Below are 21,685 nucleotides of genomic sequence, written 5' to 3'. Positions count from 1 at the left end.
AAATTACTCTATGTTATATAAAATAGATAGGATATTAATAAGTTGGCTTAATAGCTAAATTATACCAATTTAATGTGAAGACTGTAAATATTGCATTTTATAAATTGATTAAAGGTATTAATATATGACAAAACGAACTTATCCATATTCAATAAAAAGCTTACCGATTCGTATAATCATTAAGCATTTTTGTGTAGTATATGTTTATTTATTATATAAAGGTGTAAAAGAAGGTGCACTTACTAAGTTTAGAAACGATGGTTCTAATGTGGTATTAGCATTGAAAAGAAGTGCTAACATTAGATTGAATAAGACGGTATAAAGTTTAGATACATGAAGAAATCCGTCTCTTGTGAGTCGGATTTTCTTTTTATATATATAAGATAAGATTGCCTTTCTTATATATAAAATTATGAATAGATAGGAATTAATTCTTGTTTAAAATCTTCATACATACCTAAAGCAATTTTTAAAATTTTTTCTAAGCTGTCATAATCGCTAAATAGTACGGGCTTAATTCTAGTATCTGGAGAAATTAAAAGTCTTGAATATAGACTCGATGGACTACCTAATCTTAGTTCATCATTATGATAAACTACCCAAGTAAAATCCAGAACGTTTACTTTAATACCAATATTAAATTAAAATAAATTTTCTTTTTTATCACCTAGTTCTCCAACTTTTAAAAACTTTTCTTTTTTATCATAAACTGATTTATAACCTAGCTTTTCAAGTATTTGTTGAATTTCTTCAATATTGGGATTAGGAATGATTTCTTCGGCATCATAATTTTCTCTCGAAAAAGAAGAAAGTTCTGTGTATCTATTAACAAAGTCAATTTTTTTTAGTGCTGTTTCTATTTCAGGTTTTAATTTTAAGCTCATAATTATTCCTCCCTAAATCTTAATGTTACACCGTATTCTTCAGCTATTTCTTTATACTTTTCTATATTTTTAATGTTTTTATTAGATGCTGGCACCTCTAAAATATAGTCTCCATTAAGTTTTAGGCCATCTAACTTAGGATACTGATTTGATCTTATTATCATTATTCTCTACCCAAAAACTCCCATAATTTCCTCCTTTCTTTTTAAATTATTATGTATATCTTTATTTATGTAGGTACCTTAACATATTATCATTTTTATTGGAATGAATATTCTGAAAGTTATTTATCAACCACACTCGAAGAAGGAATTTTATTGTTATTTTGTGGAATTATGATAATCATAGATAGAAACGAGGAGGATGGGGTAGCTATGAGCACACCTGTAGTACCTAAAGAACAAATTAAAAATTCGTTAGATATTTGGTATCAATTTATGTTAAACCAAGATTTTGTGCAATCAAAAACATTAAAAGAAGAAATCGAATCGAAAATAAGTCATATCGAAGAAAATCAACAAATATTATTTTATTATTCATTATTAGATTTTAGATATAAAGTATTAAGCGATAGTATGAATATTTCACATGATGAATTTGCTAAAATTGACTCAATTGTTTCGTTAAGATTGTAAAGAAGTGTACTTAAGCCAACGTGGCAGTTTAGTTGAAAAATATTATAATATTATTAAAATTTAAGAAATGAATGAATTTACTTTTAGCAAAGTTTTGCAGTTAGCTATATAAAAAGCCACAAGAGCACTAAATTCTTGTGGCTTCACTTTTACTATTCATGTTAAAAGTCTAAATCTTTTTCATTACCATCATAATCTACTAGTAATGATCCTTCGTCTAAGGTATCCATTAACCATTCCACCAAGCCATTCCATGATCTAGAAACGCTGTGAATCTCCCTATCCCATTGTATTACCGTTGCATCGTATCCATTGCTTGATTCTAAGTCTATACAAATCGAGTCACCATAGTTTAAATCTGCGATGATTAAATACGTGTCTGGCATCTTTATCGGTCTTCGTTCTTTTTTAAACGAATCATTTAGATAGGAGCCACCACGCTGTTTTTGGCCCCGAGCAGCTGTATGAATTTCTGACAGGACTGTTCCAGGTATAAATAATTCTCCACCATTACACACTTGGAGAAAATCTTTATATATATCAGGAATTTGAATGTTAAGTTCATTTTGAAGGCTTGTTATATTTTCTACGTTAATTCCATTGTTTAGGGTGTGAATGCCATCTACATATTTATTAACTTCCTCAAAAAATGGTTGTAAATGATTGTTTTTTGAATAATATTTTCTTAGCATAAAACCATCTCCCTCTATTCATGTTTCCAAGGCACAACGTCTCCAAAGTCAGTCATACTATCATTCTTAGGAGTATAGTAGCCATTTGTAGGATTGTGATAATTTCCACGATGGGCGTCAAAGTGTTCGTTTACATCCATATTCCTTCCCTTTAAAAATTGAATGTTATCTGGTTCACCAGCAAAATCAGGATATTCATTAGCAGATTTCATATGCTGTCCCTCGTAGCCTTTCACTTTTCCTGTTTGTAATAACTCTAGTTTTTCTGCAGGGGTCCAATCTCTTGTTCCTTTCCCAGTTTTTTTAATCAATTCTTTCTCTTGTCTCCATGCGTGGCGAACAGCTTTCTGACGAAGAGCTGAAAATTGTTTATCTGTTACCCATTTTCCGTTTACATTATATTGTTTTTTTCCATCAACAATCCGTATTTTTTCTGTATTCTTAACACTATTACCAACCTCGCTAGAAGACTGGGATTTTTGAAGGTTGTTAGCATCGGCTTTCTCCTTTATTCTACCACTAGTCCCATTAGAAGAAGACTGGAACTTTTGAAGAGTATCCTTACCATTTTGAATTGCATTACGCCCAACAAATACACCATGTCCAGCAAGACTAAGCCCAGCCGCTGTAGCAGCTGCATCTAATGGAAGAACAATTGGTGATGCTAAACCACCACTTCCAACTTCTGCGACGAAGGTTAAGAAATTAGCCCCGCCTATGACGGTAAGACCTTCTAGAATTTCTATAATGGATGCCGCTCCTGCTACAACATTTCCGGCAAATCTTCCCGATTGATAAGTTAACTTGCTTTCTAATTCATCATTATCAGGTGATTCTAGTCCAATAACGCTTTCGAAAGCCGCACTACCAGCGCCTTGAAAAAATTCTTTCATAAATTCCCAAGTACTGATAGCTGTTTTTTCATACCATGGTCTATTGGCTTCTTGTTCTCGTAAAGCAATTGCTTTTTCAATTTGTGCTTCATGAGCTTTACTTTCTGTAATTGCTTGAATAGGCCCCGTCCACTCCATATTCAATTCTTGTATGCTAAATGTTCCACTTGCGGGGCTGAAACCTTTCCCACTTTGCACTTCCGCAAGACCTTGCGCGATACTCGCAGCTAATTGAAGTGCAGTATCATAATTACTACTAGAAGTATAATTGAATTCATGTAAGTGTTCTAGTTTTTCTTGCAGTTTCTTCCTCATGACAGTAAAAAGATTCGTCATAGCGTCCATACCCGGGATTGGCATAGCTTGACTGATGGCTTCCATACTTGTTTTCATTCGGTCAATTTCGCGAATTTGTTCTAATATTTCTTGTTCGATTACATCTGTTGAAGCTACTTGCGATTGAAAATCGTTTGGAAAGGCATCATTCTGACGGATTAATTCTTCACATAAGTAAATGATTCCTTGTGCTAAAGGACGAAAGGTTTGTACAAAAAATGATTTTGCACTGCTATATGTTTGTCCTTGTAAAACAGTATCAACTGCAAAAGCGTCAATTGACTGAATGGCTTGTTCCATACCTTGAATGGTAGCGGTACATACAGCATTCATACTTTGTGTTTGGGTATGTACTTCTCCTAGATACATGTTTAAACTCATAAATTCCCCTCCTCAACAAGTAAATCATACCAATTTAAGGATGAAAATGTAAATGTTACATCCTCTTAAATTCCCGATTCCAGAAGGGTATTCTGAGTTTCTACTTCGTGCTGGATATTGGAGGTACGGTGAGAAAGTAGAAAAAATAAATCGTGAGGAAATCCTAGCGGATTATGACAGAAAGGTTGTTATGTACCATATTCACTTACAAGGGGAATAAAAAGAAAAGAGGTGAAAAATCATGAATGAAAGGGTGGATCGTATGGAACGTAAAGAGTCTAAAGAAAGAACGATATTAGATAATCCACCTAGTGAAGAAACAGCATTAAAAATGGCAGAGTTTTTTATGAAAACATCGGTTCCACGTATATTAGCTGCTCGCAAGGTTGAAGAGGAAGCTAAACAAAATGTGAAGTAATGTGATAAAAGGGGTTTACCATATAGTGATAACCTTATGTGGTAATATGTATTTACAACATAAGGAGGGGAAAAATGGATTGGATTAAAATTGGTACGCTGGTTATATCTTTTTTTACTTTATTATTGTCAATTTATAGTGCTAGAACCTTAAATCAAAACAAAGAGAAAGACCGTAAGGTGACTGTATCATTGCCTGAGAAAAGAAGGATGCAAAAGGATTTAATGGATCATATTACAAAAGTTCTTGATTTAGGTAGAAAGTGTTTTGAAGAAACAGATGAAAATGAGAAGAAAAAGATTAAATTTGAATTGTTAAATCATAAAGTGTACATATGGATTAACTTAAATGAAGAGAATAGTTTTGCAAAAGAATTAAGGAGCCATAGTACGGAATATATTTTTTGGTGTGCTTCTTTCTTAGATTCACCTAATGAAAAAGAAAAATTCAACTTCCGGACTGACTCTTACAAAAATCAGCGTTCTATAATGGGAGTAATTGAAAAGTATTATAAAGAAGAGAATAGGTTAATAGATGATGAATTAATGTAGTCACATTCAACTGAGTGTGGCTTTTTATTATACCTTGGATGAACTTGTATATGGAAAAATCGGAGATGTTAGATAATGCATCAAATAAAAAAGTGAACGCCTACGGAAAATATTCGTTCACTTTTTACTCTTTATAAATGTAATTCATAATTTCCGTCATTACTATCAGGTTTTCTAAATATTTCCTCGAATGGAGCAACTTTTTTCGAAAAACCATTTTTTAATGCAAAATGGTAACCTTTTTCGGTTATAACTTCCTGTAACACTAAGCGTTTGAATCCCTTTTCTTTTGCGAATTTTTTGAGCCATTCAAGAACAATACTGCCCTTGCCTTGATTATTTGGAGTAATACTTATAGCGGTGATCGCCAAGTGTGGATCAGGAGAAAACTCACTTCTAAGATTAATTGTGACCATAGATTCTTCAGAAGAAATCATTAAAGAGTGTTTAGAAGAATTTCCAATGAATTCTATTTCGTCTTGTACTAATTCTTCTAATAATAATTTTAATTTTTGAAAGTCATGTATATGAAGAGGAATTTTGATAGGTTTTTCTTTCAAAAAAAGCAACTCCTTTTAGCATTTATTTTTTGTACTTACCCATTACTATACACACGCCAGCCTTATATTTTTTGCCCCAAACTAGCCCCACTTAGCCCCAGGTACATTCTTTTTAATGCCGTATTTTGCGTTGTTAATAATAAATAAAAAAGCCCAGGTTCCTTGATAAACAAGGTTCCTAAGGCTTTTAATACGACTCTTTGCAGAGTACCGAGATTAACGAGAGTAGTACTCTACGATTAATGCTTCGTTGATTTCAGCTGCTAACTCAGAACGCTCAGCGTGACGAGTGTAAGTAGCTTCTAACTTATCAGCATCGAAAGTTAAATATTCTGGTACGAAGTTGTTAACTTCGATCGCTTCTTTAACAACAACAAGGCTGTTAGATTTTTCGCGAACGCCGATAGTTTGACCAGGTTTAACGCGGTAAGATGGGATATCTACGCGAGCTCCATCAACCGTGATGTGACGGTGGTTTACTAATTGGCGAGCTGCACGACGAGTGCGAGCTAAGCCCATGCGGTAAACTAGGTTGTCAAGACGAGCTTCAAGAAGGATCATGAAGTTTTCGCCGTGCTTACCAGGCATTTTACCTGCTTGGTCAAATGTGCGACGGAATTGACGCTCAGTCATGCCGTACATGTGACGAAGTTTTTGTTTCTCTTGTAATTGTAAACCGTATTCTGAAAGTTTCTTACGTTGGTTAGGACCGTGAGGACCTGGTGCGTAAGGGCGTTTTTCTAATTCTTTTCCTGTGCCGCTTAGAGAGATTCCAAGACGACGAGACAGTTTCCATGCTGGACCTGTATAACGAGCCATAGTTGACTCCTCCTTCAAAAATGTTTTTATTTTCGTAAAATAAAAACAGACGTAATCGATATTTACGGGTATTTTGTTTTCATGTACCTTCGCTCCAGCAGCAGGGAGTTACGAGATACACCTCCGCAGAGGAACAAAATACAAACGATAAACTCACATTACAAGGCTGCCTTTTTATTTTACACAAACGCTATTATATCTTTTACCTACAGTTTCGTCAAGTGACTCCCTTTTTGTTTTATGCAGATAAATTTTGGAAATTAACAAGAAGGAATTTAAAACAATATAAAAGAAGAGATAGAAACAGAAGTAAAACGCTTACATAAAATGTAGTAAAAACGTTCATCAAATTTTTCCTGGTGGATATGTGGCAATAAAGACATAAGGGGGATGTTTTTATGAAAAAGAAACATATGGAGACAGCATTAATTCATCACGGATATGAATCAAATGAAAATAAAGGGAGTTTAACACCACCTTTATTTCAAACTTCTACATTTACGTTTGAGACAGCACAGCAAGGAGAAGCGAGTTTTGCGGGAGAAGATCCATCTTATATTTATTCAAGGCTTGGGAATCCAACTGTGAAATTATTTGAAGAACGTATGGCTGTTTTAGAAGGTGGAGAGGAAGCGCTGGCGTTTGGTTCAGGTATGGCAGCCATTTCAGCAACGTTAATCGGTTTTCTAAAGGCTGGAGATCATATTATTTGTTCAAATGGATTATATGGATGTACTTACGGTTTTTTAGAAGTATTAGAAGAAAAATTTATGATTACTCATTCGTTTTGTGATATGGAGACAGAGACGGATATTGAAAATAAAATTCGTCCAAATACAAAGCTCATTTTCGTTGAAACACCGATTAATCCAACGATGAAATTAATTGATTTAGAAAAGGTGATCGGAGTAGCGAAGCGCAATGACTTGCTTGTTATTGTCGATAATACGTTTTGTTCACCTTATTTACAAAGACCTCTTGAGCTCGGTTGTGACGCCGTCGTTCACAGTGCGACAAAATATATTGGTGGTCACGGGGATGTTGTAGCGGGTGTAACAATTTGTAGAACGAAAGCGTTAGCTGACAAAATCCGTCCGATGCGAAAAGATATCGGCGGTATTATGGCGCCGTTTGACGCGTGGTTATTGTTACGCGGATTAAAAACATTAGCAGTAAGAATGGATCGTCATTGTGATAATGCGGAAAAAATTGTATCGTTTTTGAAAAATCATGAAGCGGTAGAAGGTGTTTGGTATCCGGAAGGGGAATTAGCATCTCGGCAAATGAAACGAGGCGGGGGCGTTATTTCTTTTTCAATTAAAGGCGGGAAAGAGGAAACACAGTCGTTTATCAATGACCTCCATTTTATTACAATTGCTGTAAGTTTAGGTGATACAGAAACATTAATTCAGCATCCAGCGACGATGACGCATGCAGCTATTCCGGCTGAACTAAGAAAAGAAATGGGTATTTTCGATAATTTAATACGCCTATCTGTCGGCTTAGAATCATGGGAAGATATCGTTTCTGATTTAGAACAGGCACTAAAGAAGATATCTACGGTTAGTAATCAATAAAAAAGAGTGAGCTATCGGTTTCGTGCGTTACGTACTTAATCGATAACTCACTCTTTTCTTTTTTTAAATATGTTTTAGGAGTGTTTCCACAAACTTTTCTAAATAATGCTGATCTACTTCATCGAAACGATTTTTTTCAGGACTATCAATATCAAGTACACCAATGATATTTCCTTCTTTCAGAATCGGTACAACGATTTCAGAATTAGAGGCACTATCGCAAGCGATATGTCCTGGAAATTGGTGAACATCTGCTACAAGTTGCGTTGTTTTTGTTTCAGCTGCAACGCCGCAAACACCGCGTCCGAAAGGAATACGCACGCAAGCTGGCATTCCTTGGAATGGTCCAAGAACGAGCTGATTTCCTTCTGTTACATAAAAGCCAACCCAATTAACGCGATCTAAAAATTGATTTAATAGTGCGGACGCATTTGATAAGTTTGCGACTACGTTCGGTTCGCCAGTTAATAATGCATCCAGTTGTTTAATTACTGTCTCATATTGCTGCTCACGAGATCCTGCATAACTTTCTTTTGTAAACATGGAAACAACTCCCTTTTTATCGAGATATGTAAAATGGTAGCAAAATACGATGTATTTCACATGACTTTGTCGATAGAAAATTAAAGGAATTTGTCTTAAAAGTCAAGAAATTTAAACTATAGCTGTTCATTGAGAGGAAGTGAGCGCATGAAGCAGACGAAACAAAAGGTAATTGATGCGGCAATATCGTTGTTTAATACGAAAGGTTATGACGGGACATCGGTGCGAGACATTGCAAAGCGAGCGGATGTGAATGTAGCGAATATTTCATATTATTTTGCTGGAAAGCAAGGGTTATTAGAACAGCTTATTACTGATTTTTTAGAAGGATATATTCACATCATTGAAACGTCATTTGAACAGAGAGAATATTTATCGGCTAAAGATGTGATGGTGCAAATGGTGCGCGGGATTTTACGATATCAATTTGATAATAGAGAACTGACACGTTTTTTTTATAGAGAGCTTTCGCTTGATACGACATTAATTCGTGAAGTGATGACCGTTTATTTTTCTAGAGAAAGATATTATATAGAGCAAATCATTAAACAAGGACAAATGAAGCAAGAATTTAAAAAGGTATCTTTTACAATGTTTATGACGCAATTAAAAGGCATGATGAATATGCCGTTTTTATATCCACAATATATATCAGAGGTGCTACACTCATTTCCATCTGAGACGTTTTTCTTAGAAATGTATACGAAGGAAATTGAGCAATGGATGGAACGAACATTATATAAAGCGAGTATGTATTATGAACTGCCAAGAGCTGTTCATATGTGAAAAATCCCCACCTAACGAACTGAGGTGGGGATTTTTATATGTTGTTTTCTTTGCCATAAATTGTTGCATACTAGCGCAATAATTGTGAATGAGGCGCCGGCAATTTCTATGTTATCGACAGTATAACCTTGAAACATAGAACCGATAAGTGCAAGTACAGGAACTAAATTCATAAATAATATGCCGTTAATAGATGAAATATATCGATTTCCCGTGTTCCAGCAAAATACAGCGATAACCCCCGCAACAATCGACATATAAAAGAGTTCAAAACGAACGCTCATAATTGTATGCAGTGACGGTACAGAAATTATATTTGTGATTGTTAATGCAGTAACGATTATAACGAGTGAAATAGAACCGAATAAACAAGTTAATGTTGTGTATCTAAGTGGTGACCAAGACTTGAAATTAGCACCGCCATTCGTGTAAATTACCCAGCAAGTAACGCCGCATAACATAAATATATTCGTTGATAGGTGACTTGCAGCTCCGAATAATAAGTCAATATTTCCTTTTGAAATGACAAGCATAACACCGAGTAATGCAACGAACATACAGAAAAATGTGTAGTACCCTGGCCGGCGATTTTTTGTTATCCATTGCAATAACAGAGCGATAAGTGGCATAAGAGATTGAATCATAGCCGCATGAATCGCTCCGGAAGGCCCAGCAAGTTGTTGTCCGTAGAAAACGAGAAATCCATACCCAGCGAAACCGAATGTTCCGTAAAAGAATAAAGAAAATGTTCTTTTTTCTAAGCGGAGAGAATTTTTCCCTTCGATAATTAAGAGCAGAATAAGGAAAATAATAGCTGCTGATCCGTATCGGATAGTTGTGAAGAAGAATGGATCTATAAATTGCAAGGCATTTGCCATCACAGGAAACATAAATCCCCAAGCTGTTACAGCAAGTAAGCATAGAAGGGATCCGAGTAACATTTGTTTTTTTGCCAAAAGTATCATTCTCCTTTCTATTTCGTTATAGTAAGTTGATGAAATAAGTATAAAGAGTAATTCTTTGTAGAAGGAAATATCGATTTTTTATGGCAGTTATAACTTTTTGTTAGAGGTGTGTAGGATGGATTTGGAGGCAGTACGATCGTTTATTGAAGTAAAGCATACGCGAAGTTTATCAAAAGCGAGTAAGCTTTTACATATTTCACAACCAGCGCTTAGTAAACAAATTCAAAGATTAGAAGCTGACTTAGAGGTTACTTTATTAAAACGTTCCGCTCAAGGAGTAGAATTAACAAAAGCTGGAGAGTTATTTATAAAAAGAATGTTACCGATTTTGGAGCAAATAAATGCAGTGAAAACGGAAATGAAGGAATATCAAGAGAAGCGGAAAATTTCAATAGGTATATTACCGAGTTTAGCGGCTCATTACATATCAAAGTGTAAAGACTTATTAGAGGATATATATGAAATAGAATGGAAAATTGAGCATACGAAAGTATTAATGGAGTTATTTAAAGAGCGAAAAATTGAAGCGATGTTCATCGATTCAGTAGTAGAAGGCGCTACGTATATAAAAGAAATGCGGGAAGAAAAAATCGTTTGTGCTGTTTCGAATGATCATCCGTATAGGGCGAAAAGGGTAATCCAAATGGAAGAGTTGCAAAATGAAAAGCTAATTGTATACCCAGAAATATGCGATGTAAGGAAAATGATTATGAATGTGTTTCACGATATAGGTGTAAAACCAACTATAGCTGTTGAAACATCTTATGCAGAACCGATGCTTGCAATGGTAAAAGCTGGTCTTGGTATTACTTTACTTCCGGAAATGGTGGTAGAGCAAGCGGTAAGGCAAGGAAATGTACATGTGATTTCTATTGAACCACCACTTGTGCGCAAAATTTATTTCGCATCTCATATGAAAGAGTGCCTGTTATTACAATCATTTGAGGATAGGTAGTTAAGTAAGCGGAATATTAAGAAATATTACATTTACATTTAAAGAAACATGAAATTTTAAAAAAAACTAGGTCAAAAACACGTCATTACATGGTATGATTAGAACATTGTTAGTTGTTAAATATAGGGGAATTCCCTTTTTATACATAATGCCTTCCATTTCATAAACGGAACGGACAAAAAAAGAGATATAACTTAGGAGGCTTTTTTGCATGGATTCTATCCTGACGATCGTTATCATTGTAGTAAGCTCTATTCTAGTGCTGCTCATGATAGAGCTTGTGATAAGAAATCGTTCATATAAAGATATTGAAGCACTGGAGCAGTGGAAACAAGAGATAAAAGATAAACCTGTGGCAGATGAACTAAAGCGGGTAAAAGATTTAAATATGACAGGTCAAACAGAAGAACTGTTTGGTAAATGGCGTGAAGAGTGGGATGAAATTGTATCAACAACTCTTCCGAAAGCTGAAAAAGATTTAGGGCAAGCGCGAAAATTCGCCTCGCAATTCTCCTTCCGCAAAGCAAAGCATGCGATGAAAGAATCCATAAGTGGTTTAGATGATGCTGATAATCGTATTACGGACATTTTAAATGAATTACAGCAACTGTTAGAAAGCCATGAGAAAAACAGCTCGGAAATTGAAGGGTTACGTGATACATATCGTAGTATGAAAAAGAGCGTTCTTGCTCATCGACACATGTATGGAGCAGCTGAGCAAAAAATTGAAGAGATGTTAGATGTTGAATCCGAGAAGTTCAAAATTTTTGAAGAGGCAACTGATAATGGTGATTATTTAAAAGCGAGAGAAATTGTTATTAGTTTAGAAGAAGGTTTAGCAAGTTTAGAAATCGTTATTCATCAAATTCCAGATTTATTGGTAGAGTGTCAAGCGACATTACCAGTTCAGCTGGAAGATTTATTACAAGGCCATGATGATATGATAAGACAAGGCTATGTACTAGAGTATTTGGAAATTCCTAAAGAAGTCCGCGATATGACGACACAACTACACACATGTTTAATGGATATACAGGAACTTCATATAACGGAAGCAGCAGAAAAAGTAGAGAACTTAAAAACTCGTTTAGACAGTTTTTATGATCAACTTGAACAAGAAGTGCATGCGAAACATTATGTGGAGCAAAAAACACTGTCTGTTTATGAAGATTTAGAAGAAATTCGTACAGAAACAATTGAAACGAAAATAGAAACACAACTTGTGAAACAAAGTTATCAATTACAAGACAAAGACATTGAGTCACAAAAAGTAATTGAAAAGCAAATGCATATTTTAATGAAACGTTTTGAAGTGTTGCAAATACGCGTTGCTGAACAAGATATTGCATTCTCTATTATTCGTGAGGAACTAGAAGAGGTTTATGAGCAATGTGAAACTTTAAAAGTACTTCATGCAGAATATAAAGAAATGCTGCAAACGATGCGCAAAGAAGAATTTGAAGCACGCGAGAAGTTACAAGAAATGCGAAATACAATTTTTGAGACGAAACGTTTTATGCAAAAGTCGAACTTACCAGGTCTTCCAGAGAGTATTATGGAAGATTTACAAAAAGGGCAAATGGCGATGCAAGCTGTATATGAGCAATTAGAAGTAAAGCCGTTAAATATGAATACTGTAAATAGCAGTTTAGAAGAAGCATACACAGTTGTGAATAGTGTATCTGAAATGACGGAAGAATTAATTGGACAAGCGTATTTAGTTGAAAAACTAATTCAATATGGTAACCGATACCGCAGTCATGATGAGAATCTTGCAGAAAGCTTAAATTATGCGGAGAAATTATTCCGTGAATATCAATACGATGCAGCTTTAGAACAAGCGGCTTCTGTATTAGAGCAACTTGAACCTGGCGTTGTTCAAAAAATAGCTGAATATGTAGACAATGAGCAAACCCTTTAATAAAGGGTTTGTTTTTTTGTGTAATTTTGAAGTCGATGTTGCTATAATGAATAGCGGAATACAGTAAGGTTGTTCGTTTCAAAATAAAGTGAAACCATAAGTGATGGGGTTTCATCCACCATTGATTAGTAATCTTCACCACTCAGTATGCCTGCGAATGGCGGGGGAAAATGTACACTTTTATATAAAAACGGAACCTTTGAGTAGTCTTAGCGTAATTACACGTATTTGTGATATGATTATATGATGTGATAGCGCTGAAAGGGGAAGAACGATGATCTATTTTGATAATAGTGCGACGACGAAGCCATATCCAGAAGCTCTTCAATCGTACGTAACGGTTGCAGGAAAATATTTTGGTAATCCTTCTTCTATTCACTCGCTTGGAGGAGAGGCAGAGCGTCTATTAACACAATCGAGAACGATTGCGGCACAGCTCCTTCACGTTAAACCTTCTGAAATTATTTTCACATCAGGTGGAACGGAAGGGAATAACCTTGCGATTAAAGGGATAGCGATGAGGAATCGTTCGCGCGGCAAACATATCATTACAACAAATATTGAACACGCGTCTGTATTTGAGGCATATAAACAATTAGAAGATCTCGGTTTTGATGTAACATATTTACCGGTTAACGAGCACGGTGTTGTATCGGTAGAAGATGTAAAACGAGCGCTTCGTGAAGATACGATTCTTGTGTCAATTATTCACGTGAACAACGAGACTGGAGCGATTCAGCCCGTTGCTGAAATTGGAACATTATTATCGAACTATCCGAAAATAAGATTCCACGTGGACCATGTACAAGGGATAGGAAAAGTACCACTTGATTTATACGCTTCTCATATTGACCTTTGTTCAATATCTGGACATAAATTTCATAGCGTAAAGGGGACAGGTCTTCTTTACGTACGTGATGGTGTAAGATTAGATCCAATCTTATCAGGTGGTCAACAAGAGCTCAAGTATCGTTCAGGTACAGAAAATTTACCTGGTATTGTAGCGATGGTGAAAGCACTTCGTATGACGATGGAACAAGTGAAAGAAAAGATAGTTCATTTGCAAAATTTACAAACAGAGCTGGTCCGTTTTTTAAAAGAGATGGAAGCTGTAACAATTAATACGTCACTTGAGTATGCGGCACCGCACATTTTAAATGTATCATTTGTCGGTTTAAAACCAGAAGTAGTCGTTCATGCTTTAGAAGAGCATGGTGTATATGTATCGACGAAGTCTGCTTGTTCTTCAAAAGCAAATGAAGTGAGCCGAGTACTAGTGTCAATGGGAGTACCGCACGCCGCAGCTACGAGTGCGATTCGCATTAGTCTAGCACCGGACAACACGATGGAAGAAGTAAAACAATTTGAAGGTATTGTTAAAGAGACAATGCCAAAATTATATGAAGTGATGAGGTAAAGAAATATGATGACATATGAATATATTTTAGTTCGTTATGGAGAAATGACGACAAAAGGAAAGAACCGTTCTAAGTTTGTAAGTACGTTAAAAGATAATGTGAAATTCAAATTAAAAAAATTCCCAAACATTAAAATTGATGCAACACATGATCGTATGTACATTCAGTTAAATGGCGAAGACCATGAAGAAATTTCTGAAAGATTGAAAGATGTATTTGGTATTCATAAGTTTAACTTAGCGATGAAAGTACCATCAGAATTAGAAGATATTAAAAAAGGTGCATTAGCAGCTTTCTTACAAGTAAAAGGTGATGTGAAAACATTTAAAATTACAGTGCACCGTTCTGATAAGCGCTTCCCAATGAAGACGATGGAGTTACTTCCAGAAATCGGTGGGCACATTTTAGAAAATACAGAGGATATCACAGTAGATGTTCATAATCCAGATGTGAATGTACGTATAGAAATTCGCAGTGGTTACAGCTATATTATGTGTGGTGAGCACATGGGAGCTGGCGGTTTACCAGTTGGCGTTGGCGGAAAAGTAATGGTACTTCTTTCTGGTGGTATCGATAGCCCGGTAGCAACTTACTTAACGATGAAACGCGGCGTATCTGTGGAAGCAGTTCATTTCCATAGTCCACCTTTCACAAGCGAGCGCGCGAAACAAAAAGTAATCGATTTGGCACAAGAGTTAACGAAATACTGTAAACGTGTAACACTTCACCTTGTTCCATTTACTGAAGTGCAAAAAACGATTAATAAAGAAATTCCATCTAGCTATTCTATGACAGTTATGCGTCGTATGATGATGCGTATTACAGAGCGTATTGCAGAGGAGCGTAATGCACTTGCAATTACGACTGGTGAAAGTCTAGGACAAGTAGCAAGCCAAACGTTAGATAGTATGCATACGATTAACGAAGTAACAAACTATCCAGTTATTCGTCCGCTTATTACGATGGATAAATTAGAAATTATTAAAATTGCAAAAGAAATTGGAACGTATGATATTTCAATTCGTCCATATGAAGACTGCTGTACAGTATTCACACCAGCAAGTCCATCGACGAAACCGAAGCGTGAGAAAGCAAATCGTTTTGAAGCGAAGTACGATTTCGCGCCGTTAATTGAAGAGGCTGTAGCGAACAAAGAAACAATGGTATTAAAAACAGTAGAAGTAGTGGCCGAAGAAGAAAAATTCGAAGAACTTTTCTAAACCCATAAATTACCACATTCAAATGTGCATGAAGTCATGTTGTTTATCACACTCTATACTCACAAGGAGGTGATACAACATGGCAAGCACAAATAAATTAGCAGTATCTGGTGCTCAAGCAGCATTAGATCAAATGAAATACGAAATCGCTCAAGAGTTTGGTGTTCAACTTGGAGCTGATGCAACATCTCGCGCTAACGGATCTGTTGGTGGCGAAATTACTAAACGTCTAGTTTCACTAGCTGAGCAACAATTAGGCGGTTACCAAAAATAATCCCATATACGATGGCTTAGAAAGAGCGGGTTCTCCCGCTCTTTCTTTTTTTTGTCATTATTTATCGATAAATCGATATAAATTTATTCAACGGTTCGACATAAATATAAAAAATTTGTCAAAAGAAGAGGGTTCAAAATTTACAGAAAATTCTTTATTATATAAGAGAGGCATAGAAATAAAGGAGGATGTTTATGAAGAGAGAGGAATTGTTGGCGCCGCCATCTTATAACTTAGTTTCGGAAATAGAGAAATATACGAGTGATAAAGAGAAGCTTGCTTTAATTTGGCAAGATGATAAAGGGAATAGACGAGAGATTACATATTTTGAATTAATGCAAGGTGCGAATAGAATTGGAAACGCTTTTATAAAAAGTGGCTTACAAAAAGGGGACAAGCTCCTTATTATGATGCCGCGCTTAATTGAAGCTTACATGACGTATATTGCTGCGATTAAAGCAGGATTTGTCGTTATTCCAAGCTCAGAAATGTTGCGTAAAAAAGATATTGAGTATCGTATTGGGCACGGAGAAGTAAAGGCTATCGTAAGTTACGAACCGTATATTGGACAATTTGACGGCGTAGAAGCGGGGGAATCTCTTCAAAAATTCGTCTTGAGCGAGCGTTCAGTAGATGGTTGGACGAATTTAAAAACAGCATTAGAAACAGAAAGTGACATGTTAGAAATGGCGAAGACAGATAAAGAAGATATGGTCTTTTTATCTTATACGTCAGGGACGACAGGAAATCCAAAAGGAGTTGTTCATACGCATGCTTGGGCATACGCTCATTTACGTACAAGCGCTCCGAACTGGCTCGGAATCGAAGAAGATGATGTTGTATGGGCAACGGCTAGTCCAGGTTGGCAAAAGTGGATTTGGAGCCCGTTTGTAGCGACTCTCGGTTCAGGTGCAACAGGATTTGTATACCACGGTAAATTTGAACCGAAAACGTATTTGAATTTATTAGGCGATAATAAGGTGAATGTGCTTTGTTGTACACCGACTGAGTATAGATTAATGGCAAAGGTAGAAAACTTAAATGAGTACAATTTAGAAGCGTTACATAGCGCTGTATCAGCTGGTGAGCCGTTAAACAGAGAAGTGATTGAAACGTTCCAAAGGCATTTCGATATTACGGTAAGAGACGGTTATGGGCAAACGGAAAACACATTACTTGTTGGGATAATGAAAGGGATGGATATTAGACCAGGATCAATGGGAAAACCAACGCCAGGAAACCATGTTGATATCGTAAATGAAGAAGGTATTCCGGTACAGGTAGGAGAAGTTGGTGATATCGCAGTTCACATTGAAACACCAGCACTCTTTAAACAATATTATAAAGACGATGAGCGTACAGCGATGCAATTCCGCGGTGATTATTATATTACCGGTGATAAAGCGAAAAAAGATGAAGACGGCTATTTTTGGTTTGAAGGACGCGGAGATGATATCATTATTAGCTCTGGTTATACAATCGGGCCATTTGAAGTAGAAGATGCACTTGTAAAACACCCATACGTAAGAGAATGTGCGGTTGTCGCAAGTCCAGATGAAATTCGCGGAAGTGTTGTGAAGGCATTTATCGTATTAAGAGAGAATATAGAAAAGAACGAAGAAACATTAATTCCAGTGCTCCAACAACACGTCAAAGAACTGACTGCACCATATAAATACCCTCGCAAAATTGAATTTGTAGATGAACTACCAAAAACGATTTCCGGAAAAATTCGCCGTATTGAACTTAGAAAACAAGAGATGGAGCTTCCTTCAAAATAATTTTGAAAATGAGGAAGTAAATAGTTGAATGAAATGTAAAACGTATGATATTATAAAAAACGAACACAAGTTCGATTTTATAAATTTAAAAAAGAGGTGTCCGTATGATTTTAGGTATTAATCCTTACTTAGTTTTAGATGGTAGTGGGCAAGAAGCTGTACAATTTTATAAAGAGGCGTTAGACGCAAAAGTAGAAGTAATGCAAACTTTTGGTGACATGCCTGAAAATCCAGAATACCCGATTCCAGCTGAAGCAAAAGAGCGCATTTTACATGCTCATTTAAAAGTTGGTAATACGGAACTTATGATTTCTGATACATTCCCAGGTCAAGGGCATGCGATCGGATCTCAAGTAACAATCGCAATTCGAATTAATAACGCAGAAAAAGCGAAAGAAGTATTTGATAAGTTACAAGAAGGTGGAGAAGTTATCATGCCACTTCAAGAAACTTTTTGGAGCCCAGCATACGGACAATTGAAAGATAAATTTAATATTGAATGGCAAGTTACAACGTCTACTACTGAACAAAAATAATTTTTAGAAAAGCACCATTTTTAATCGAAATGGTGCTTTTTTTATACACTTTAATCTCGTAGACTAAAGTAAAAAGGGGATGAGTATATGGGAGAAATTTGGCATGGCGGAAGCATTTATACGATGCGAGAAGAGAATGAAAAAGTGGACGCCGTTTACGTTGAAAATGGCATCATTGTTGATGTGGGGAATAAAGATGAATTAGAAAATCGATATTCGGAAGTGAAGTCGTGTGACTTACAAGGGAAAACGATGATTCCAGGGCTTGTTGATAGCCATATGCACCTTATTGGGCATGGGGAGAGGTTACTTCGTCTAGATCTATCAAATTGCAAATCTTATAGCGAAGTGCTTACCCTTGTTCAGAATCGAGTAGAAGAAGCACCAAAAGGCTCTTGGATTATCGGAGAAGGATGGAATGAAAATAATTTTACAGATACAAAACATGTTCATATACGTGATTTAGATGAGATTTCTAAAGAACATCCGATTTTATTAAAGCGCGTTTGTCGTCACGTGACATGGGTGAATTCATACATATTGCAAGAAGCGAACATAACAGAAGCGACGCAAGATCCAAAGGGCGGAAAAATTGGTCGTGACTCATTAAATAAATTAACAGGACTTTTATATGAGCAAGGACAAGAGTTAATTAAACATGTTCAGCCTGAAATAGATGGAGTGTATTTGCAAAGGGCTCTACAAACAGCGATTTCAGACTGCTGGCAATACGGATTAGTTGGCGGGCACACGGAAGACTTAAATTATTATGGCGGCTTTGAAAAAACGCACAATGCGTTTTCACACGTTATAAAAAAAATGCCATTTAAAGCACATTTGCTCGTTCATCATGAAGTAGCGAATGAGCGAAAAGAATATGAAAATGAGCACTATATTGAATTTGGGGCGATGAAGATTTTTTCTGACGGTTCTTTTGGCGGAAGAACAGCTTTATTAAGTGAGCCATATGAAGATGCGCAGGAAACGAATGGAGTTGCGATTTTCTCACGTGAAGAGCTTGCAGGGTTAGTGAAGAAAGCACGTGATTTACATATGCCAGTTGCGATTCATACAATCGGTGATTTATCACTAGAATATGTCATTGATGCATTTGAATTATATCCACCAGCAGAAGGATTACGTGACCGCATTATTCATTGCCAGCTTGCCCGTGAAGAATTAATTGAAAGAATGAAGAGTTTGCAAGCAATTATTGATATTCAGCCCGTCTTTGTTTCATCGGATTTTCCGTCAGTGATTGAAAAACTAGGAAAGCATCGTCTTCGTTACGCGTACGCTTGGAAGACATTACTTGGCGCAGGATTACACTGCAACGGTGGATCTGATGCTCCAATTGAACAAGTGAATCCGTTTTTAGGTATATATAGTGCTGTTACACGTAGAAGTTTTATTGACGGCGTATGCTATATGCCAGAAGAAAGATTAACGGTATATGAGGCTGTTTCTTTATTTACAACAGGAAGTGCGTATGCAATTGGAAAAGAGGCAAATCGAGGGCAAATTACAAAAGGATATGAAGCAGACTTTACGATATTAGACCGTAATGTTTTTGAAATTGAGGCGGAAGAAATAAAAGAAGTACAGGCAGAAATGACCGTCATTGATGGGGAGATTGTTTATAGAAAAGACGTGTGAAAATATATCAGCGATTTTCGGAATATATCGACCGCAACTCGAAATATATCAGCGATTATTGAAATATATCGACCGCAATTCAAAATATATCAGCGATTTTTAAAATATATCGATTTACCGACAAAAGCTGACAATAATGGCGACTGCATAGTAAGAGATGGCTGCCCACACCAATCGGGGGAAATAAATAACCGTCGAATTATGGAAATCCCATAATTCGACGGTTATTTTATTACTATAAAAACGTTCTCTGTACTTTTTCCCAGAAGGAATTGTTTTTTAATTTAACAGTTTTAATTTGTTTATCGCTTAAACGAACAACGGCTTTCTCCACTTGTTTAATGCTAAGTGCTTCGTTATCCATTCCGATAACAGGGTAATCATTGCCATCTGGTCTAAGTGTTAAAGTTAACGTACGCTCGTGATTTAAAAGAAACGGTGATCCGAGTGTACGGTATGTGTTGTTATTTAAAGAAGCTAGTTCGCTTACTTGGAAACATGGGATAAGTGGATCGACAACGGCACCATGTAATGATTTATTGTAAGCGGTACTTCCTGTTGGTGTGGAGATAACTAATCCATCACCTCTAAATGTTTCAAAATGTAAATTGTCGACGTGTACATCTACGACAAATGTTTTAATGATGCTAGAGCGTAATGAAAATTCATTTAAACAATGGAAAGATGTACCATGATCTACATCTACTTTAATTGTTGGATATTTTCGCACTTCAATTTCGTTTTTTGTAATTTCTTGAAGGGCTGTATCAACGTGATCGATGTGGAAATCGCAGTAGAAAGAAATTTCATCTTTCGTAGAAATACCTGCGTATAAGCAATCTTCTCTAAAGCCAGTTTTACGAACGGCTTGTAAGAAAGTTCCATCATCTCCAACGCTGACGATAGCGTTTGCATTTTTTGGATGATCTAATATGGTAAATCCATTCTCCTCTAAAATACGATATACTGGTTTCATTTTTTCAACGAGTGTTACTTTGTCATCACCATAAAAGAAAAATAAATTGCGACGATTTGCCATTATGTATCCCTCCACTGCAGTTAAATTTTCTAGTTTTAGTGCTGCATATCATCAGATTTCATTCTGAATAATATGCTCAAATAGTATATTTCGATATGAAATGTCAAAATCCCTTTTTATTTTTAGAAAAATTTTTATATTCAATTTTATCAAAGGTTGTTTAATGATGAATAAACTTGTCGATAATGGGTATGGAGTGAAAGGATGGTACGAATGAAATGGCTCGTAATTGGAATGATAATTCTTCTACTTTTTATTTTGCTAATACTATTATCGAAAATATCGCTTAAGGTGACGTTTTTATATTCAGAAATGGAAAAGCAATGTTTATTTCAAGTGAAAATATGGATGATTCGATATACGTTTGATGTATTGGAAAGAATTGAAAAACAGCAGAAAAAGACGGGGCAGAAAATCGAAAAAGCTGAGAAAGATGGCGGAATAGATAATAAAATTATGGCACAACTTGATAGCGTCGGAGAACTGATAAAAAAGCTTCAAGAAGTTCATACTATTATTAAAGATTTTCTCAAACGAGTGAAAATCAATAGTTGGAAATGGCATTCACAAATTGGAGCAGGCGACGCGGCTAGTACTGGAATTGTCACTGGATATGCATGGGGGACAAAAGGAATGGCTGCTGGAGTTGTAGGACAATATATGCATATTGTCGACGTACCAGAATTTGAAATTACACCTGTTTTTCAAGGAAAGGGATTTGCATCAAGATGTGAATTAACAGCTTCCTTTCGCATATTTCGTACTGTGAAAACAGCGGTAAAACTACTCATGTTTATGAGAAAACAAAAGTCTGGTATGACAGATAAATCTGTTCAAGCATAGGG

General features: G+C 36.0%; 23 protein-coding genes and 1 pseudogene. 16 read left to right on the top strand and 8 right to left on the bottom strand.

Annotated features, from left to right (window positions below; genetic code table 11):
* Window positions 1-124 precede the first annotated feature (124 nt).
* Window positions 125-322 (top strand): hypothetical protein, encoded by a 198-nt coding sequence (locus V7038_RS12710; RefSeq protein WP_016126719.1) that lies wholly within the window; start codon window positions 125-127, stop codon window positions 320-322.
* Window positions 323-641: 319 nt separating this feature from the next.
* Here V7038_RS12710 and V7038_RS12705 read toward each other — a convergent pair whose 3' ends face one another.
* Window positions 642-884, bottom strand: coding sequence for a hypothetical protein (locus V7038_RS12705; protein WP_230478640.1), 243 nt, complete (start codon window positions 882-884; stop codon window positions 642-644).
* A gap of 374 nt (window positions 885-1,258) precedes the next feature.
* On the opposite strand from V7038_RS12705, the gene V7038_RS12700 reads away from it, so the two are divergent.
* Window positions 1,259-1,519: a RapH N-terminal domain-containing protein gene (locus V7038_RS12700; RefSeq protein WP_016126720.1), complete on the top strand. Its 261-nt coding sequence runs from the start codon at window positions 1,259-1,261 to the stop codon at window positions 1,517-1,519.
* Between the two features lie 161 nt (window positions 1,520-1,680).
* Here the strand turns inward: V7038_RS12700 and V7038_RS12695 are convergent, their stop codons facing one another.
* Together V7038_RS12695 and V7038_RS12690 are read right to left on the bottom strand one after the other, a co-directional pair.
* Complete coding sequence (locus V7038_RS12695; protein WP_335470413.1) at window positions 1,681-2,211, bottom strand: SMI1/KNR4 family protein; 531 nt, start codon at window positions 2,209-2,211, stop codon at window positions 1,681-1,683.
* 14 nt (window positions 2,212-2,225) lie between these two features.
* Window positions 2,226-3,821, bottom strand: coding sequence for a T7SS effector LXG polymorphic toxin (locus tag V7038_RS12690; protein WP_215567831.1), 1,596 nt, complete (start codon window positions 3,819-3,821; stop codon window positions 2,226-2,228).
* Between the two features lie 52 nt (window positions 3,822-3,873).
* On the opposite strand from V7038_RS12690, the pseudogene V7038_RS12685 reads away from it, so the two are divergent.
* The 3 genes and pseudogenes from V7038_RS12685 (at window position 3,874) to V7038_RS12675 (ending at window position 4,790) form a co-directional block, all read left to right on the top strand.
* Window positions 3,874-4,066, top strand: a pseudogene (locus V7038_RS12685) (hypothetical protein).
* Window positions 4,063-4,239, top strand: coding sequence for a hypothetical protein (locus tag V7038_RS12680; RefSeq protein ID WP_335470410.1), 177 nt, complete (start codon window positions 4,063-4,065; stop codon window positions 4,237-4,239). Before V7038_RS12685 ends, V7038_RS12680 begins: the two are co-directional and overlap by 4 nt.
* 74 nt (window positions 4,240-4,313) lie before the next feature.
* Window positions 4,314-4,790, top strand: a complete 477-nt coding sequence (locus V7038_RS12675; protein ID WP_335470408.1) for a hypothetical protein — start codon at window positions 4,314-4,316, stop codon at window positions 4,788-4,790.
* A 131-nt stretch (window positions 4,791-4,921) separates the two neighbouring features.
* Here V7038_RS12675 and V7038_RS12670 read toward each other — a convergent pair whose 3' ends face one another.
* Both V7038_RS12670 and rpsD read right to left on the bottom strand, forming a co-directional pair.
* Window positions 4,922-5,350 carry a GNAT family N-acetyltransferase gene (locus V7038_RS12670; protein WP_335470406.1) on the bottom strand — a complete coding sequence of 143 codons (429 nt, stop codon included), beginning with the start codon at window positions 5,348-5,350 and terminating at the stop codon, window positions 4,922-4,924.
* A gap of 216 nt (window positions 5,351-5,566) precedes the next feature.
* The gene (rpsD, locus tag V7038_RS12665) at window positions 5,567-6,169 is read right to left on the bottom strand and encodes a 30S ribosomal protein S4 (RefSeq protein WP_002112282.1); all 603 of its coding nucleotides are present in this window, start codon (window positions 6,167-6,169) and stop codon (window positions 5,567-5,569) included.
* Between the two features lie 398 nt (window positions 6,170-6,567).
* Here rpsD and megL point away from each other — a divergent pair, with 398 nt between their 5' ends.
* Entirely contained in the window at window positions 6,568-7,746 is a 1,179-nt protein-coding gene (gene megL / locus V7038_RS12660) for a methionine gamma-lyase (RefSeq protein ID WP_002112279.1), read from the top strand.
* 63 nt (window positions 7,747-7,809) lie between these two features.
* Here megL and V7038_RS12655 read toward each other — a convergent pair whose 3' ends face one another.
* Entirely contained in the window at window positions 7,810-8,289 is a 480-nt protein-coding gene (locus tag V7038_RS12655; RefSeq protein ID WP_002199165.1) for a GAF domain-containing protein, read from the bottom strand.
* Between the two features lie 147 nt (window positions 8,290-8,436).
* On the opposite strand from V7038_RS12655, the gene refZ reads away from it, so the two are divergent.
* A complete protein-coding gene (gene refZ / locus V7038_RS12650) occupies window positions 8,437-9,075 on the top strand; it encodes a forespore capture DNA-binding protein RefZ (protein ID WP_002112277.1) in 639 nt (212 codons plus the stop codon).
* An 11-nt stretch (window positions 9,076-9,086) separates the two neighbouring features.
* Here refZ and V7038_RS12645 read toward each other — a convergent pair whose 3' ends face one another.
* Window positions 9,087-10,031 (bottom strand): DMT family transporter, encoded by a 945-nt coding sequence (locus V7038_RS12645; protein WP_002112275.1) that lies wholly within the window; start codon window positions 10,029-10,031, stop codon window positions 9,087-9,089.
* A 124-nt stretch (window positions 10,032-10,155) separates the two neighbouring features.
* Between V7038_RS12645 and V7038_RS12640 the strand changes: the two genes are divergently transcribed.
* From V7038_RS12640 to V7038_RS12605, 8 genes are all read left to right on the top strand, one after another.
* Window positions 10,156-10,995 carry a LysR family transcriptional regulator gene (locus V7038_RS12640; RefSeq protein WP_070129065.1) on the top strand — a complete coding sequence of 280 codons (840 nt, stop codon included), beginning with the start codon at window positions 10,156-10,158 and terminating at the stop codon, window positions 10,993-10,995.
* 211 nt (window positions 10,996-11,206) lie between these two features.
* A complete protein-coding gene (gene ezrA, locus V7038_RS12635) occupies window positions 11,207-12,916 on the top strand; it encodes a septation ring formation regulator EzrA (RefSeq protein ID WP_335470402.1) in 1,710 nt (569 codons plus the stop codon).
* A 274-nt stretch (window positions 12,917-13,190) separates the two neighbouring features.
* Window positions 13,191-14,333, top strand: coding sequence for a cysteine desulfurase family protein (locus tag V7038_RS12630; protein ID WP_070140002.1), 1,143 nt, complete (start codon window positions 13,191-13,193; stop codon window positions 14,331-14,333).
* A 6-nt stretch (window positions 14,334-14,339) separates the two neighbouring features.
* Window positions 14,340-15,554, top strand: a complete 1,215-nt coding sequence (gene thiI, locus V7038_RS12625; protein WP_335470399.1) for a tRNA uracil 4-sulfurtransferase ThiI — start codon at window positions 14,340-14,342, stop codon at window positions 15,552-15,554.
* Window positions 15,555-15,633: 79 nt separating this feature from the next.
* Window positions 15,634-15,828 (top strand): alpha/beta-type small acid-soluble spore protein, encoded by a 195-nt coding sequence (locus V7038_RS12620; RefSeq protein ID WP_000168891.1) that lies wholly within the window; start codon window positions 15,634-15,636, stop codon window positions 15,826-15,828.
* A 194-nt stretch (window positions 15,829-16,022) separates the two neighbouring features.
* The gene (gene mbcS / locus V7038_RS12615; RefSeq protein ID WP_335470394.1) at window positions 16,023-17,609 is read left to right on the top strand and encodes an acyl-CoA synthetase MbcS; all 1,587 of its coding nucleotides are present in this window, start codon (window positions 16,023-16,025) and stop codon (window positions 17,607-17,609) included.
* A gap of 104 nt (window positions 17,610-17,713) precedes the next feature.
* Window positions 17,714-18,145: a VOC family protein gene (locus V7038_RS12610; RefSeq protein WP_002112268.1), complete on the top strand. Its 432-nt coding sequence runs from the start codon at window positions 17,714-17,716 to the stop codon at window positions 18,143-18,145.
* A gap of 87 nt (window positions 18,146-18,232) precedes the next feature.
* The gene (locus tag V7038_RS12605) at window positions 18,233-19,801 is read left to right on the top strand and encodes an amidohydrolase (protein ID WP_002112267.1); all 1,569 of its coding nucleotides are present in this window, start codon (window positions 18,233-18,235) and stop codon (window positions 19,799-19,801) included.
* A 235-nt stretch (window positions 19,802-20,036) separates the two neighbouring features.
* Here V7038_RS12605 and V7038_RS12600 read toward each other — a convergent pair whose 3' ends face one another.
* Entirely contained in the window at window positions 20,037-20,840 is an 804-nt protein-coding gene (locus V7038_RS12600) for an NAD kinase (protein WP_002112266.1), read from the bottom strand.
* 204 nt (window positions 20,841-21,044) lie between these two features.
* On the opposite strand from V7038_RS12600, the gene V7038_RS12595 reads away from it, so the two are divergent.
* On the top strand, window positions 21,045-21,683 hold the full coding sequence (locus V7038_RS12595; RefSeq protein ID WP_002112257.1) for a DUF2953 domain-containing protein: 639 nt from the start codon (window positions 21,045-21,047) through the stop codon (window positions 21,681-21,683).
* Window positions 21,684-21,685 lie beyond the last annotated feature (2 nt).

Origin of the sequence: Bacillus sp. JJ783 (assembly GCF_036963225.1) — a bacterium.
In the GTDB taxonomy this organism is placed as follows: domain Bacteria; phylum Bacillota; class Bacilli; order Bacillales; family Bacillaceae_G; genus Bacillus_A; species Bacillus_A cereus_U.
This window is presented reverse-complemented; position numbering and strand designations above follow the sequence as displayed.